General features: G+C 59.2%; 14 protein-coding genes. 7 read left to right on the top strand and 7 right to left on the bottom strand.

The window, feature by feature from the left end; translation table 11 throughout:
* Positions 1-20: 20 nt before the first annotated feature.
* The 4 genes from H6650_12365 (at position 21) to H6650_12350 (ending at position 4,155) form a co-directional block, all read left to right on the top strand.
* On the top strand, positions 21-386 hold the full coding sequence (locus H6650_12365) for a hypothetical protein (GenBank protein ID MCB8952800.1): 366 nt from the start codon (positions 21-23) through the stop codon (positions 384-386).
* A 434-nt stretch (positions 387-820) separates the two neighbouring features.
* A complete protein-coding gene (locus H6650_12360) occupies positions 821-1,951 on the top strand; it encodes a hypothetical protein (protein MCB8952799.1) in 1,131 nt (376 codons plus the stop codon).
* Between the two features lie 54 nt (positions 1,952-2,005).
* Complete coding sequence (locus H6650_12355) at positions 2,006-2,842, top strand: universal stress protein (GenBank protein MCB8952798.1); 837 nt, start codon at positions 2,006-2,008, stop codon at positions 2,840-2,842.
* A 185-nt stretch (positions 2,843-3,027) separates the two neighbouring features.
* Positions 3,028-4,155, top strand: a complete 1,128-nt coding sequence (locus H6650_12350) for an acyltransferase family protein (protein MCB8952797.1) — start codon at positions 3,028-3,030, stop codon at positions 4,153-4,155.
* Between the two features lie 68 nt (positions 4,156-4,223).
* Here H6650_12350 and H6650_12345 read toward each other — a convergent pair whose 3' ends face one another.
* The 3 genes from H6650_12345 to H6650_12335 form a co-directional block, all read right to left on the bottom strand.
* The gene (locus tag H6650_12345; protein ID MCB8952796.1) at positions 4,224-4,820 is read right to left on the bottom strand and encodes a DUF2202 domain-containing protein; all 597 of its coding nucleotides are present in this window, start codon (positions 4,818-4,820) and stop codon (positions 4,224-4,226) included.
* A gap of 666 nt (positions 4,821-5,486) precedes the next feature.
* Positions 5,487-6,392: an alpha/beta fold hydrolase gene (locus tag H6650_12340; GenBank protein MCB8952795.1), complete on the bottom strand. Its 906-nt coding sequence runs from the start codon at positions 6,390-6,392 to the stop codon at positions 5,487-5,489.
* Between the two features lie 132 nt (positions 6,393-6,524).
* Positions 6,525-7,067, bottom strand: a complete 543-nt coding sequence (locus H6650_12335; GenBank protein MCB8952794.1) for a helix-turn-helix transcriptional regulator — start codon at positions 7,065-7,067, stop codon at positions 6,525-6,527.
* A gap of 438 nt (positions 7,068-7,505) precedes the next feature.
* Between H6650_12335 and H6650_12330 the strand changes: the two genes are divergently transcribed.
* The 3 genes from H6650_12330 (at position 7,506) to H6650_12320 (ending at position 10,766) form a co-directional block, all read left to right on the top strand.
* Complete coding sequence (locus H6650_12330) at positions 7,506-8,570, top strand: YHYH protein (GenBank protein MCB8952793.1); 1,065 nt, start codon at positions 7,506-7,508, stop codon at positions 8,568-8,570.
* Positions 8,571-8,674: 104 nt separating this feature from the next.
* Positions 8,675-9,358 (top strand): response regulator transcription factor, encoded by a 684-nt coding sequence (locus tag H6650_12325; GenBank protein MCB8952792.1) that lies wholly within the window; start codon positions 8,675-8,677, stop codon positions 9,356-9,358.
* Between the two features lies 1 nt (position 9,359).
* Positions 9,360-10,766, top strand: coding sequence for a HAMP domain-containing histidine kinase (locus H6650_12320; protein MCB8952791.1), 1,407 nt, complete (start codon positions 9,360-9,362; stop codon positions 10,764-10,766).
* A 609-nt stretch (positions 10,767-11,375) separates the two neighbouring features.
* On the opposite strand, the gene H6650_12315 is transcribed toward H6650_12320, so the two are convergent.
* The 4 genes from H6650_12315 to H6650_12300 form a co-directional block, all read right to left on the bottom strand.
* The gene (locus H6650_12315; GenBank protein ID MCB8952790.1) at positions 11,376-12,095 is read right to left on the bottom strand and encodes a sulfotransferase; all 720 of its coding nucleotides are present in this window, start codon (positions 12,093-12,095) and stop codon (positions 11,376-11,378) included.
* Between the two features lie 120 nt (positions 12,096-12,215).
* The gene (locus tag H6650_12310; protein ID MCB8952789.1) at positions 12,216-13,349 is read right to left on the bottom strand and encodes a HAMP domain-containing protein; all 1,134 of its coding nucleotides are present in this window, start codon (positions 13,347-13,349) and stop codon (positions 12,216-12,218) included.
* Positions 13,349-14,038, bottom strand: a complete 690-nt coding sequence (locus H6650_12305) for a response regulator transcription factor (protein MCB8952788.1) — start codon at positions 14,036-14,038, stop codon at positions 13,349-13,351. The genes H6650_12310 and H6650_12305 overlap by 1 nt, the downstream gene beginning before the upstream one ends.
* A gap of 188 nt (positions 14,039-14,226) precedes the next feature.
* Positions 14,227-14,694, bottom strand: coding sequence for a hypothetical protein (locus tag H6650_12300; GenBank protein ID MCB8952787.1), 468 nt, complete (start codon positions 14,692-14,694; stop codon positions 14,227-14,229).
* Positions 14,695-14,946 lie beyond the last annotated feature (252 nt).

Raw genomic sequence — 14,946 nt, 5'->3', positions numbered from 1 at the left:
AGCCGGGCCTGGTCACCGCCTTGCTTGATGACGGACGCATCACGATCGGCCTCATCGTCAATGGCATTCACGTCTGTCCCGCGCTTGTGCGGCAGGTGTGGCGGCTGACCGCGGGCCGCCTCAATCTGGTCCGCGACGCGATGGCCGCGCTCGGTATGCCAGACGGACTCTATCAACTGGGGGATTTTGCCCTGACGGGGGGGAATGGGCGGGCGCGGTTGGCCGATGGCACGCTGGCGGGCAGCATCCTGCCACTGGACCAGGCGGTGCGGCATTTGATGGCCTACGCGGCGTGCGATTTTGCGGCAACCGTGGACGCGGCGATGGTGCGGCGGTTGGCGGCGGCCATGCGCCTGTTTTTGCTCTTTTTGGACAGTTGGATATGATTATCTTACTGCTATCGTAGCGACTTACGTTCTCTGGAGATTAGACCAATTTCACCGGAGAAAATTGGTCCAATCGGACTTAGTAACCGTCCGAAAATAATCTCACACTTTTTACGGACGACTACTGACAAGGTGTCCGCCCATTTCCGCTAACTTCATTGCGGACAGCCACTTAGCAGTTACCTTCTATCACCATGCCCTCCGGGGGATGGTGATTTTCAATTACGCTCCAGGAATTGTATTCGGGAATCGTAGGGAGATCATGGACTGAGGCGCGACCCGCCAACTTCTACCCCTTCTCCCTCGGGGAAAGCAATCCATTTTGAGACCACATCACCGTTCCCCTCGCAGGAGGAACGGGGTAATAACACGATTGCCGGATGATTGCCTTAAGCGCAACTGGCCACGGTTTCCGTCTGAAAGGAGAACCCGTTATGAGCTTGCATGTGGACGTGAAGAAACGTCGTGCTGTGAAAAAAAAGCAACTGCAATCCACCGTGCTAAAACGGTGGCAGTATCTTGTCGGGCGCATTGCCTGGCGTAAAGTGGGGATTTTTGTTGTCAGTCTGTTTCTGTTCATTCTGGCGATTACGTTGATGAAGGAGGGGGCGCGGGGGCTGGCGCCGCTGGTGCGGGATAGTTTTGCCGTAGACAATCCGGCCAATAGCCTCGGTTTTGGTTGGCTGTTCGCCTATGTGATTATGAGTGGTTCTCCGGTGGCGGCGGCGGCGTTGACTTTTTATGATGCCGGCATTTTCAACCAACTCAGCGCCTTCACTATGATCACCGGCAGCCGCCTGGGGGCGAGCTTCATCGTCCTTTTCATCGGCTTCATCTACGTCCTGCGCGGGCGCAACCGCGCCAACAGCCTGGGCATGGGTCTGCTCTCACTCATCGTCACGGGGACCACGTATCTTGCCGGCATGATCATCGGCCTCACCCTCCTCACCAGCGGCATCCTTACTCCCCTGCAACCCCAATCCGGCGTCCTCCTCAACGCCATCACCGACCGCATCTTCGACCCCATCACCGCCTTTTTCCTCAGCTTCCTGCCCCGCTGGACCCTCTTCCTCGTCGGCCTGGGCATCATCATCATCAGCTTCAACCTCTTCGACAAATGCCTTCCCGACATGGCCCTCAAAGAAAGCCAGGTAGGCCGCATGTCCCGCCTCATCTACCGCCCCTGGGTCATGTTCCTGCTCGGCTCCCTCATCACCCTCATCTCCATGTCCGTCAGCGTCTCCCTCAGCATCCTCGTCCCCCTCAGCCAGCGCGGCTTCGTCCGCCGCGAAAACGTCATCCCCTACATCATGGGAGCCAACATCACCACCTTCATTGACACCCTCCTCGCCGCCGTCCTCATGAAAAACCCCGCCGCCTTCACCATCGTCCTGGCGGAAATGCTCAGCATCACCATCATCTCCATCCTCATCCTCACCTTCATCTATCGCCGCTACGAACGCGCCATGCTGCGCGTCGTCGCCTGGATCACGGACGACAACCGTCACCTTGCCCTCTTTATGTGCGCCATCCTTATCGTCCCGCTCATTCTTTTCTTTCTATAACCAGTCACTCACCAACCACTGTTCATGGACCCTGGCTACCAACGGAGTAACCCTATGCGTATCCTCATCGCCACAGGCGGCGCACCCCATTCACACATCGCTGTACGTCTTGGTGGTCGTATCGCCGCCGCCACCAACAGCCCTCTGCCCACCCTGCTCACCGTCATTCGCCATGAAAGTGACCGGGCAGAGGGAGAGACTATACTTGCCCAGGCGCAAGCCCTGCTTGCTGCCAGTGATGCAGCCCTGACGGAAGCCGGCGAGCCTTCCGTCCTGCTGCGCCAGGGCGCGCCCGCCGAAGAAATCATCCGCGCCGCCAGCGAAGGGGCGTATGATTTGCTCGTGATGGGAGAAAAACCTGAGCATGGATTCGTCAAACGATTGCTCGGCCCTACCTCCACCCGCGTCATCGCCCAACTCCCCTGCCCCGTCCTCATCGCCCGCCGCGATACGCCTGCCTTGCGGCGATTCCTTCTCTGCGAAGGGTGGCGCGATCCGCTCTTGCTGCGTCGGCTCATTCATCCATTGGCCCCTCTGATGCAGTTGGCTCAGGAGATGACCCTGCTGCACGTCATGTCGCAAATGGTCGCCGCGCCGGGTGTGCCCGGCTGGGAACTGCGCGCGGAGGCGGCGGAGTTGATGGAGCGGCACACCCGCGAAGGCAAGCTGCTGCAACAGGACCTGGCCGCGCTACAGGGGGTGATCCCGCATATTCAGCCCAGAGTACGGCACGGCCTGGTCGTGGATGAAATCGTGGCCGAAGCCGACGAGGGAGATTACGACCTCGTCGTCATCGGCGCGCACCAGGGTGAGGGCTGGGCGCGATTGCTGCTAGACGACATCACCAGCCAGATCATGTCCCAGACGGATCGCTCCGTGCTGGTTGTCTGAACCATCCGCGCCCCACTCAAGAAGACTGGCGCGACTTGCGACGTTTCACGCAGGGGCGGGAAAGGCGGGATGTCATGTAGATGATGACCAACCCGCTGTCTCCCGCCTGTCTCCACCGCCCGGATTGAGGATGGCTGATACAATTGCCGCGCAGTTGCCGCCTTTATCATACGGAGGGAAGATTCATGCAATCGGAAAACATGGCGACAGTCGCGCCCGCAACCGTCACCGACCATCGTCGCCACGACGTTGATTGGTTGCGGACCCTGGCCCTGGCTTTGCTCATTGTTTATCACGTAACCGTCAGTTTTCAACCCTGGGGCGTCTACGTCGGTTTCCCTCAAAATGAGCAGCCGCTGGAAGGGTTGTGGTTGGTCATGATGATGCTCAACGTCTGGCGCATTCCCATCGTCTTTGTGATTTCCGGCATGGGCGTTCGCTTTGCTTTGGCGCGACGCAACTGGCAAGATTTGCTGCAAGATCGAACGATTCGTATTCTCGTTCCGTTTGTTTTCTGCGTATTTTGCATTGCCCCCATCAGCGCCTATTTTTTCCAGAAGTATTATGAACAGGAAATCGCCTACACGCCCAATGCCGGACATCTCTGGTTCTTGGGGAACATTTTCGTGTACGTCTTGCTCTTGTTGCCGCTACTGACTTATCTAAAGAATCGCCCGCACAATGCCCTGTTCCGCTTTCTGTCCAGATTATTCAGCCATGCGGGCGGGATTGTGGTCCTGGTGCTACCGCTTGTCCTGGAAGCAGCGTTAACCAGGCCAGATTCATTTGTGACCTATCAGTGGGGCTTCAGTCCAGATGGCCTCTACGTGCCGGCGCATGGTTTCTGGCTGGGCCTGGTTTGCTTTTTTATCGGCTTCCTGATCATTTCGGTGCAGGATGCTTTCTGGCCGGCGGCGGAGAAAATGCGCTGGGTTGTGCTGATAGCGGCGTTTTTGCTGTTTTTGATGCGGTTGTTTGTCTTTACGTTTTGGCTGGAAATGGAGGTCGGGTGGTTGGTTGCCGTAGAGTCCATGCTCTGGATGTTGGCATTTCTGGGTTTTGGCGCCCACTATCTCAATAAGCCGTCTCCCCGTCTGCGCTATTTCAGCGCAGCGGTCTATCCGGTGTATATTGTCCATTTACCAACGCAGTTTGTGCTGGCGTACTTCCTTCTCCCTTTGTCGCTGCCGGCATTTCCTAAGTGGATTTTGTTAAATGCCGGCACTTTCGCCATCAGCCTCCTCCTCTACGAAATCCTCAGACGCATCAAATTAGTACGTCCCCTTTTCGGCATGAAAGCGCGTTACGCCTAAGGGCGCATCCGTTAACAAGTTTGGAATGAACGGACGCACCCTTCGTGCCGGCATCCGCGAAAACCCGCCTACTTACCACGCTCCATCGGCGAACTGATAATGGCTTCGTAAGCGGCCTGGTCAAGGTATTGTGGTTGATATTCCCCGTTTTGCTTTTGCAACGTGGCAATAAAAGCGCGCAGGTGATTGCGAGAACCTTTCATCAGATTCTCGTAAACCAGAACAATATCCGCGTTATCGGTTCTGGCAACGGCATTTTGCAGATCGACAATATCCAAATCCTCAATGGTCGCACCAACCTGCAAAGCCGCGACAAGTGACTGGCTTCCCTGGGCCACCAATTGGTCATACAGCGCCTGGAGACCCTCATTGGCGAAAACACCCACAGCCCTGTCCAGAGCCGGGTCAGCCAAATCATACCGCACCAGTAGCGTTCTGATAGCTTCGGTATGTGTCAACTCGCTGTTGGCGATATTTTGAAAGATACGCAAACCCCACTGTTCATACAAAGTCAGGTAAACGTCGTGGGCCAGTTTTTCTTCTTCGCGCATAAAGAGCAAATCGGCCACCTCTTGCTCATTCAGCGCCATTGAATCTTGTTGACTGAGCACGTTGTCTAAAGAAGTTGTATCCACAGTCGTATCTCCCTCGTCGCCTACCGTCATAACGTCGTCACCCGCGACCGGCTGCGCAACGGGAACGACGGTTGGCACAACTGGCGTGGGACTACTGGCCGGCTCGGTGGGCGGAGGATTTGTAGCAGCCGGGGCCGTGGCTGTGGTCGCAACGGGAGATTCACTGGCACAGGCGACGATAACAGTGGCCAACAACAAGAAGATTATAATTGAAAGATGCTTTGTCATGAGGTTGCTCCATCAAAGGGCATGCCCAGTTGGTCACGCCGTTTCCACTTGATTGATGACGGTGCCTGATGCGTTCAGCCACCGTCATCTGGAGAATAGCGGTAAGGTATGAAGCAGTGGTGAAGAAGACGTAGAAGAGTGATGTGGTCGGCGCGAGTCAGCAAACAGGGCAGGGGGACATGGAACGGGAAACCTTCCCGGAAGGTCGATTTCAGGCAAAGGGCATCAAAACAGCTTCCGGGAAGGTGGCCGTGAATGGCAGCTCTCAAGAAACCTTCCCGGAAGCTCGCTCTCAGGCAAAAGGCATCAAAACAGCTTCCGGGAAGGTGGCCGTGAATGGCAGCTCTCAAGAAACCTTCCCGGAAGCTCGCTCTCAGGCAAAAGGCATCAAAACAGCTTCCGGGAAGGTGGCCGTGAATGGCAGCTCTCAAGAAACCTTCCCGGAAGCTCGCTCTCAGGCAAAAGGCATCAAAACAGTTTCCGGGAAGGTGGCCGTGAATGACGACTCTCAAGAAACCTTCCCGGAAGCTCGATTTCAGACAAAAATCCCATCACCCTATCCACTGTGTCCACCAGGGCGTGCCCCGCGCCGGGAATGATGGAAACCGTCAGCCGGGGCAGATGCCGATGCAGGCGAGCGGCAATCGCCGCCATATCCCGCAGTGCATCCTGGTCGCCACCCAACAGCAGCACGGGCATCCGCAACCGCGCCAGTTCCGCATCCGTGAACAAAGGTAGCACACCCAGGCGAGCGTTAAAGCCCTTCATCACCGCCGTGAAGACCTCCTCCACCCCTGCCGGAATGGGCTGTTGGGCATAAAGGAGGCGGATCATGCGGCGCACGCCCCACCGACCCAACAGCGAATAGACCACGGCGCGAAGCAGAAACGACATCCGATCCGCCGTCACGCCGCCGGGGCAGAGCAGCGCCAGGCTCGTCACGCGCTCCGGCTGCGCCACGCCAAACTTCAGCGCCGTCCAGCCGCCCTGAGAAATCCCCACCAACGTTGCCTGTTCGACCGCCAGCGCGTCCAGCACGTCCGCCAGCCACTCGGCGTAGGTGGGTGTCTCCCAGGGGGGACGATTGGGCGCGCTCTTGCCTGCCTCGCCCAACAGGTCTACTGCGTAAACGCGGTAGCGTTGGCTATACTGGGCCACATCGCCGATCCAGATGGCCGAGTTTGTGCCCGCGCCATGCAGCAGGACAAGGGGCGGCGCGCCCTCGTCCCCGCAGGCGATGACGAAGGTGTCTCCGTGGCGCGTCGGGATCAGGCGCGTGTGGTAAGGCACGGGCCAATGGGACAAAGCCTCGTCGTAAAGGGTCATAATCGCTTGCTCGGCTGCCGCCGATTTGTAAAGCGGGTTGTACGTCATGATGTTGCCTCCTGCGAAAAAAACTCGTCGGGCGAGATTGGTTCATTCTCTGGAGATTGGACCAATTTCACCAGAGAAAATTGGTCCAGGCTTGGCAGTTACGGAGAATGAACCAATCTTGGGAATCACCTATCACGAATCCGCCTGACTCAGATTTTGGCGCGTGGCGTGCGCCCAGGTCTGCTGCGTCTCATAATAGGAAATCCAGTTCTCGTCAATCGCCCGCCACAAAGCCATCTCGCGTGGCGTGCGGGCGGGCGCGTTGTGGCCGCGCTGTGCCTGCTCGCGTAGCATAAGCACCTGCACGCGCATCTCTTCCTCGTACCGCGCCAGGAGGTCGTCCAGTTCGGCGGGAGTGAGCAGGTCCGCCCAGGCCAACTGCACCAGGAAGGTGTTGCGTAGCTGGGGCATGTCGGGGGTGGATTGCACCCACCGACGCAGGGCGTCATGGCCTGTGGGGGTGATGGTGTATTCTTTGCGTGCCGGCAAATTCTCTTGCGACTGCACCTCACGCACCACCAACCCTTCCTGATGCAATTCCACCAGAGCGCGGTAAATCTGGTTGCTGTTGCCCGACCAGTGCATCGCCGCCGACTCCGCGAACAACTTCTTCAAGTCGTATCCACTCAACGGCTTCCAACTGAGATAACCAAGAATAGCCTGCTTAATTGTCATCGTGACCTCCAGGAGCGCCTGACGGCGCCATCGCCTACGGAAATTGGTTTTCCAGACGGGAGCCGTTTTGGAAGCCGCGCCAGTCTGGAATCGTAGTCCCTATGCAACATATGTTACTAGTGACCTATGTTACTAAGATATTTTCTTTTTGTCAAGTGATCCGATCGTGACTGGAAAGGAACGAAATCAAATAAGACAACGAAGCTGTTTACTGATCGTTCCTGCAAACTGACGATGCCATTCCGTACTTTATTTCATCGTCAGTTCTAAAGGTCTCCAAAAGCTTTCGGGTTTCTTGTCTATACCACATCTAAACGTCCCCTGAACGGTCCCTTGACACGCCTCAACTACAATGCCCAACATGAGGTCGCGGAGAGCCGCGACGACAACGCATACGCCGCGGGCATAATCACGTCCGCGCATCGGAGGAAAAATCTCATGACACGCCGTCTCGTTCTTTTACTCATCCTGGGCCTGCTGCTGACTGCTTGCGGCGCTACCGTTACTGCTTCGCCGGGCAACACTGCTGACGAAAATGCCGGCATCCAACCCACCACCACCCAAAACGCCCCGCAACCAGCCGCCAACACCGCGACAGCAACAACCACCCAGCCCACCGTCGCCGCAGCCGGGGCGACAGCAGACTGCCCCACAGCCAACTTCCAGGACGTGCAAGCCCACCCCGCCAACAGCGCCTACCCCGCGCCCGAACTCACGGTGACTTGCACGGAAGACAGCGTCGTCATCCACACCAACAACATCCCCAACTTTGAATTCATCTCCATCACCCCCAACGAATTGCAGGCGCAAGACATCACCATCACCCTGCCGCGCAATCCCACGCCGGCGGCGCAGGTCACGGATGTGCCATTGGGCGGCGCTTCCGCCATCACCGTCAACGGCCTCGTCATCTTTGGTCCCACGGAAGCGCCGCAAACGGGCTACCGCGACCCATACCTGGACCAGATTCTCGACTACTGCAATGGACACACCGCGCCCGGCGGCGTCTACCACTTCCACGCCCGCCCCGACTGCATCTACGCAGAGATAGACGGACAGGTCGGTCTCGTGCTGGGCTACGCCTTCGACGGTTACCCCATCCTCGCCCCCTACATCTGCGCCGACAGCACCTGCACCAGCGTCAAAGAAGTGCAAAGCAGTTGGGAAATGCAAAACCCGGACGAAAGCAACGCCTGGGAGCAGCACGTCTACGTTCCCGGCCTGAGCGAACTGGACCAGTGCAATGGCCTGGCCTTCGCCGACGGCTCCTATGCCTACTTCGCCACGGACACCTTCCCCTACTTCATGGGCTGCTATCACGGCACGGTGACGCAACAAGCGGCCGGCGGCGGCAACAACCCGCCCCAGGGCGGAACGCTGCCGCAAGGGACACTGCCCAACCAGGGCGGACAATCGCCTCAAAGCGGAGGGCCACTCCAGGGAGGCGCGCCGCCGCCAGGAGGCCTGCCGCCCCAGGGAGGCGCGCCGCGCCGCAATGGTTAGGGTGATCCAAATGGGTAGTTGCTCCGCTGCCCCCGCTTGCCTATACTCTGGCAAGATTCGCGGCTTCCGCCGTGCCGCGAACCCATCCGCGGAGGGCAATCTTTATGCAAACGATACTCGTTGTTGATGACAAGGCCAGCGTGCGCCTGCTGCTGCGCGAATATCTTGAGGAACAAGGGTTCCGCGTTGTTACCGCCGAGAATGGGCGCATGGCTTTGTTCGTCGCTCGCCAGGCGCATCCCGACGTCATTCTGCTGGACATCATGATGCCGGAAATGGATGGCTACCAGTTCATCACCCACCATCGGCGCGAAGCCAACACGCCTGTGATCGTGATTACGGCACGCAACGAGGAAACTGACGCGGTGATTGGCCTGGAATTGGGAGCGGATGATTACGTGACGAAGCCGTTTCGCCTGCGTGAACTGGTGGCGCGCATTCATGCTTTGCTGCGGCGCGTGGGGCAGGAAACGACGAACCGGGGGCGGATGCAGATCGGCGGCGTGGTGTTGGACAAGAACGGCTACACCGTGACCGTTGATGGCGCGGCTGTGTCCTTGACGCCCACGGAGTTTACGCTGCTGGCAACGTTGATGAGCGCGCCGGGGCGGGCCTTCACGCGGGAGATGCTGCTCAACGACCTGGTGGACATCGGCTACACCGGCCTGGAACGCACCATCAACGTCCACATTCGCAACCTGCGCACGAAGATCGAACCTGATCCGGCCAAACCACGATACATTGAAACCGTCTTTGGCATTGGTTACCGTTTTTGCCAGGATGAATAAGATGATGATACGCACCTCGCTGGCGTGGAAATTTATTCTGGCTTTGATGCTCGTCTCGCTCACGGTGGCGGCACTGGTTGTATTCGCCATTCGCCAGATGAGTGTGAGTCAATTGCAGTCGTTGATTATCGAACAGGAGCACGCTTTGCTGGCCGAGGAACTGGTCAACTATTATGAGCGTGTCGGTTCCTGGGACGGGTTGGAACGGTATATTCGCCAGCAGTATCCGCCAGGTCCCGCTCCGCTTCCCCCTGATCCTGGTGCGCCGGGGCAGCCAATGCCGGCATCTAATGCACCACGAGGCCGTTATGCCATTGCCAACGCGGAGGGCCGGGCGCTGCTGCCGCTCCCGCCAAACTACCGCATCGGGGAGATCGTTTCGGAGACGATTCTGGCGCAGGGCACACCCGTGCTGCTGGAGGGAACGCAAATAGCCACGATCATCGACGCGAACGTGCGCCCGCTAGGGCTGCGGGCCGAGGAAGCGGCGTATTTGCAGCGTACGAATCAGGCGCTGTTGCAGGCAACGTTGGGGGCATTGGCGGTCGCGGCGCTGCTGGGGGTGCTGCTGACGCGCCCGTTGCTGCGCCCGATTCGCGAATTGACGCGGGCGGCGCAGGCGATGCGCGCGGGAGAGTTGGCGCAGCAAGTGACGGTGCGGACGCGGGACGAGTTAGGGCAGTTGGCGGAGACGTTTAACCAGATGAGCGCGGACCTGGTGCGCGCCAATGAGGTGCGCCGCCAGATGACGGCGGACATCGCCCACGACTTGCGCACGCCGCTGACGGTGATCGCGGGTTATCTGGAGTCTATGCAGGAAGGGGTGCTGCCGCCGACGCCGGCGCGGCTGCGCACGATTTATCAGGAGGTGGAGCATTTGCAGCATTTGGTGACGGACTTGCATACGCTGGCGCGGGCGGATGCGGGGGAACTGGAGTTGTATTTACAAGTGATGCCGGCATCCACTCTCTTGCAACGAACGGCGAATGCGTATTTCTATCAGGCGGAGCAGAAAAGGGTGACGCTGGAAGTGGCGACGGAGCCGGACCTGCCCCTGGTGCAGGTCGATGAGGAGCGCATGGCGCAGGTGTTGGGCAATCTGGTGAGCAACGCGCTGCGCTACACGGATGTGGGCGGCGTCATCCGCCTGGGGGCGTCCAACGTCAACGGTCAGGTGCGGCTACAGGTGGCGGACAATGGCAGTGGGATTGCGCCGGAGCATCTGCCTCACATTTTTGACCGTTTTTATCGGGCGGACCAGTCGCGCCAGGAGGATGGGGGGGAATCTGGATTGGGATTGGCGATAGCCAGGTCGTTGGTGGAGGCGCATGGGGGGCGTATCTGGGTGCGGAGTAAGCTGGCGGAGGGGACGGTGTTTGAGTTGGAAATGCCGGCATTCTCCCCCTGACCCCTCCCGTAAGAAAAGGGAACGACACTTCCAGGCGACCGGACCGGTCTCCGCACCGCGGCGGAAGCACTATTTGAAAAAAGTAACTGCCAAGCCAGATTGGACCCATTTGCGCTGGTGAAAAAGACCATTGAGCGCGTGAAATTGGGCCAATCTCCAGAGAGCGATATTAGTCACAAAAAACAATAAAATTCAACACAAAACAGTACTAAAGTACCCCATTCTGATATTGTTCTTCCCCATCACTATTCTCTATAATGCAAGTGGCTCCCCCAAAGGGATGGAACTCCCTGGTAGCGCCCGCTATCAGACCATCCCGCTTATGGCTCCCTGGAGGCCTTCCCTGTGGCGCCCGCTGCGGGGAAGGCCTCGATATTTTTCCGCGGTCGGCAACCAGAGGCCAAAAGAGCCTGCGAGCAGTTGGCTCTCCCCCATCATTCGCCTCCGTCCCCCAATTTGATTTACATCAGAAAATTGGTCCAACCTGGCTTAGGGTTCGCCCAATAGCAGCTTTGGACTATCCATCAAACCGTTCCTTCAAACTGACGATGCAACTTCGCACTTTATTTCATCGTCGGTCCTTAGCCATTACGTAAAAAGAACACAATCCTAAAATAGTCGCAGTAGTTTGAGGAGGAGGGTGATGAGGCCGGCGCCAAGCAGTATCTCCACGACGAATGCGCCAATGGCAATGGCGCGGCGGCGGCGCAACAGGCCCTTTCGTTCGGCGGCGTCGTTGGAGCGGGGAAAGGGTTTGTCGGGCACGGGCACGCCGAGGAAGTGACACAGCGGTTCCCATCCTTCTTTGACATCGTAGACGAGCAGGCGTTCTGCCGGCACAATCCGCTTCACTTCGGCCACATTATCCGCAAAAACCCGCAAGGCGTAATCCTTATCCAAAAATCGGCCTTGAAAAACGCCCTGCCACACCACCTGGTCCAACACCTGAAACATCTGGCGCACCGGCGGCAGCGGCCACAACGTCCAGCGGGGCACGGATTCGCTTTCGGTGTGGATGGTGTTCGTCATGCTGGCATACCAACGTTCGGGATCGCGCACGCTGAGGATGACTTTGGCGTCGGGGTAGGCGGCCATCAGTTCTTTGTAGAAGTAGGCGCCGGGCCAGTCGAGGATAGCCTGGTAGCCGCTGAAGATTTTGTCCCAGTTGACGGATTTGCCGGCATACGCATCCAACCAGACGCGCGGATGAGCGGGATGGGTGATCATTTCCCGCATGTGGTAGCACTTCGTAAAGCCCAACTCCTCCAGGGCCATCTTCAGTGAGGTCGTGCCCGTGCGCCCAAAACCGGCGCCAATCACCTTCAACATAGGATCTCCTTCTTGATGCAAATATCGCAACAGGTTAACGGACGATGTCCACCACGGCAATTATAGCAGAGTTGCGGCTCAATTCATGATTTCGTGCCGGCATATCGCCAACACCGCCTCTTACGCTTCACGCGCATCCAGCGGGAATTCAAGCACAAACGTCGTCCCCTGCCCAGGCTCGCTTTGCGCCTCAATCGTCCCCCCATGCGCCCGCACCAACTGCCGCGTAATCGCCAGCCCCAATCCGCCACCACTGGGTACGCCACCGCGCTGACGCGCCTTATCCCCCCGCCAAAAGCGGTCAAAAATAAAAGGCAAATCCGCCGCCGCAATCCCCTCCCCCGTATCGCGCACCCGCAAAACCACCATCTCCCCCTGCTGCTCCGCCGCCAGCGTAATCGTCCCGCCCGCCGGCGTATGCCGCAGCGCGTTCACCATCAAATTCCCCAGCACCTGATCCAGCCGCCCCACGTCGCCACGCAGCCACAACGCCCCCTCTTCGGGAACCAGCAGCCACAGCGACACCCCGTCATGCTCCGCCTGCCCGCTAAAACTGGTGACGACATCCGCCAGCAAAGCCGCCACGTCCACCTTCTCCCAATGCAGCGGAAGCTGCCCCGCCTCCGCCAGCGACAGCGTATGCAGATCATCCACCAGCCGCGCCAGCAGGTGCGTCTCCTCCAGCGTATCGCCAATGTGCGCCGGCGTCGGTTCATACACCCCATCCAGAATGCCCTCCAAATTGCCCTGGATAATGTGCAGCGGCGTGCGCAGCTCGTGCGCCACATCTGCCGTCAGGTTGCGTCGCTGCTGGTCTGCCCGCTCCAACTCCGCCGCCATGTGGTTGAAAGAACGCGCCAGGCGGCTGAACTCCCCGCGCGGCGACGAAATCACGCGCACGCTCAAATCCCCCCCGGCAATCGCCTCCGCCGCCGCCATCACGTCCGCCAACGGCGTGGCAATGCCGCGAAACGCCCGCCGCCCCATGCTCAAGGCCACCAGCGGCAGCGCCAGCGATAGGCCGCAGCCCGCCACCCACACCAGCAGCGCCGTGTGCCCATAGTCGCGGAAGAGCAAGTTAAGCAGGAATACAACGCCCCCCACCCCCGCCGTAAAGAGCAGCGCCATGAAGCCAAACCAGGCCACGAAGCGCCAAAACAGGCGCTGCCGCCGCGTCCCCCACGGCGGTTTGCCGTGTCGCCGGGGGTGATGCGGCGGCGGCGTCCAGGGCGGTGGATGCGGCGGCGGTTTCATCAGGCGACCTCATCCGCGAAGCGATACCCCACGCCGTACACCGTTTCCACGTAACGCGGCGCGGCGGGGTCCGGCTCTAATTTGCGCCGCAGGTTTTTGACGTGCGCGTCAATGCTACGGTCGTAGCCATCGTAGCTGACGCCATGCAGGCGGCTGAGGAGTTGGGAGCGCGTGAACGCCTGGCCGGGATGCCGCGCCAGAATCGCCAGGAGATTAAACTCCGTGCGCGACAGGTCCACCAATTCGCCGCCCCGTGTGACGCGAAAGCCATTCAGGTCAATCTCCAGGTCGCCCACGCGCAGCAGGCCGGGCTGCCCCAGGCCGCCTTGCACGCGGCGCAAGATGACGCGCACGCGCGCCACCAGTTCGCGCGGAGAAAAGGGCTTGGTGATGTAGTCGTCCGCGCCCAGTTCGAGGCCGATGAGGCGGTCCGCCTCTTCGACGCGGGCGGTGAGCATGATGATGGGCACGTCAGACATGCGCCGCAGCGCCCGGCACACGTCCAGGCCATCCATGCCGGGCAGATTCAGGTCCAGAACCACCAGGTCGGGCTTCTCGTCACGGGCCAGCGCCAGGGCCGTTTGCCCGTCGCCCGCGCCCACAACGCGAAAACCGCTGCGCTCCAGGTAATCGCGCGCCAGGCGAATTATTTTCGGTTCATCGTCAATAACGAGGATAGTGCCGCTCATAATGGAAAGTGGGTAGTGGGTAGTGGGTAGTGGGTGGTGGTTAGTTGGTTGATAGTTGGTGGTTGGTGGGGTACGGGGGGCATTGTATGACAGGAGGGGCGGCGCGCCAAACGAATGGGGGGCCGTGCGCCAGGCGCATGACGGCGCGGCGCGCTGGGGGGCGCGCCGCGCTTCTGCCGGCATTTACGCTACGCCGAGCGAATATCTGGTTCAACGTCTTCCGGCTGCTTTTCATGCGCGGGACCGTGATGGTGCGCGCTATGCGGGCCATGTCCCCACGGGCCATGTCCCCATGGACCATGTTTGCGCGGACCATGCGCCCACTGTCGCTCATGCCCCCAGGGACCACGACGACGGAAGAAGAGGAGGCGCAGCAGGAAAAATAGCGGGCCGATCACCAGGAAGAAAGTAAAGCAAGCGCCCAACAGCCACAGACCCGGGCTAAAACCCCAACCGACGTGGGGGTATTCGCGGACGGGCGCGGCGGGGGCGGCGGCCCCATCGCCGGCAACGGCGGCGGCACCGGCTTGCAGTCCCGCGGTATAGCCGTCTGACCAGGCGGTGCGATAGCTGGAACCGCGAATGACGCTAAAAAGGCCAAAGAAGAGCAAGAGCAGCATGAAGCCACGGAAGAAAAAGCCTCGACGGTAAAACATGAAGGGTCTCCTTGAGTAGTTGACGGTTGGTGGTTGATAGTTTTCAGTTGACTGTTGTAACTACTAAGCCAGATTGGACCAATTTGCTCTGGTGAAAATCGCCATTGAACGCGTGAAATTGGTCCAATCTCCAGAGAGCGTTAGTAGTTACTGACTGTTTTCAGTTGACTGTTGCTGGTTAGTATGGGGGAAAGTTGTGAAAAAATTATGAATGGGTGGGGGAAGTGTGGTGAAAACGGAGCGGCGCGGCAG

Source organism: Ardenticatenales bacterium, assembly GCA_020634515.1.
Lineage (GTDB): Bacteria > Chloroflexota > Anaerolineae > Promineifilales > Promineifilaceae > JAGVTM01.
Note: the sequence above shows the minus strand (reverse complement) of the source record. Positions and strands in the feature narration are given on the sequence as shown.

What these genes read in the sequence shown, in the direction of transcription:
- H6650_12360 (MCB8952799.1), top strand. Translation starts at nt 821, where the DNA reads ATGAGCTTGCATGTGGACGTGAAGAAACGTCGTGCTGTGAAAAAAAAG.
- H6650_12355 (MCB8952798.1), top strand. Translation starts at nt 2,006, where the DNA reads ATGCGTATCCTCATCGCCACAGGCGGCGCACCCCATTCACACATCGCT.
- H6650_12350 (MCB8952797.1), top strand. Translation starts at nt 3,028, where the DNA reads ATGCAATCGGAAAACATGGCGACAGTCGCGCCCGCAACCGTCACCGAC.
- H6650_12345 (MCB8952796.1), bottom strand. Translation starts at nt 4,820, where the DNA reads ATGACGGTAGGCGACGAGGGAGATACGACTGTGGATACAACTTCTTTA.
- H6650_12340 (MCB8952795.1), bottom strand. Translation starts at nt 6,392, where the DNA reads ATGACGTACAACCCGCTTTACAAATCGGCGGCAGCCGAGCAAGCGATT.
- H6650_12335 (MCB8952794.1), bottom strand. Translation starts at nt 7,067, where the DNA reads ATGACAATTAAGCAGGCTATTCTTGGTTATCTCAGTTGGAAGCCGTTG.
- H6650_12330 (MCB8952793.1), top strand. Translation starts at nt 7,506, where the DNA reads ATGACACGCCGTCTCGTTCTTTTACTCATCCTGGGCCTGCTGCTGACT.
- H6650_12325 (MCB8952792.1), top strand. Translation starts at nt 8,675, where the DNA reads ATGCAAACGATACTCGTTGTTGATGACAAGGCCAGCGTGCGCCTGCTG.
- H6650_12320 (MCB8952791.1), top strand. Translation starts at nt 9,360, where the DNA reads ATGATGATACGCACCTCGCTGGCGTGGAAATTTATTCTGGCTTTGATG.
- H6650_12315 (MCB8952790.1), bottom strand. Translation starts at nt 12,095, where the DNA reads ATGTTGAAGGTGATTGGCGCCGGTTTTGGGCGCACGGGCACGACCTCA.
- H6650_12310 (MCB8952789.1), bottom strand. Translation starts at nt 13,349, where the DNA reads ATGAAACCGCCGCCGCATCCACCGCCCTGGACGCCGCCGCCGCATCAC.
- H6650_12305 (MCB8952788.1), bottom strand. Translation starts at nt 14,038, where the DNA reads ATGAGCGGCACTATCCTCGTTATTGACGATGAACCGAAAATAATTCGC.
- H6650_12300 (MCB8952787.1), bottom strand. Translation starts at nt 14,694, where the DNA reads ATGTTTTACCGTCGAGGCTTTTTCTTCCGTGGCTTCATGCTGCTCTTG.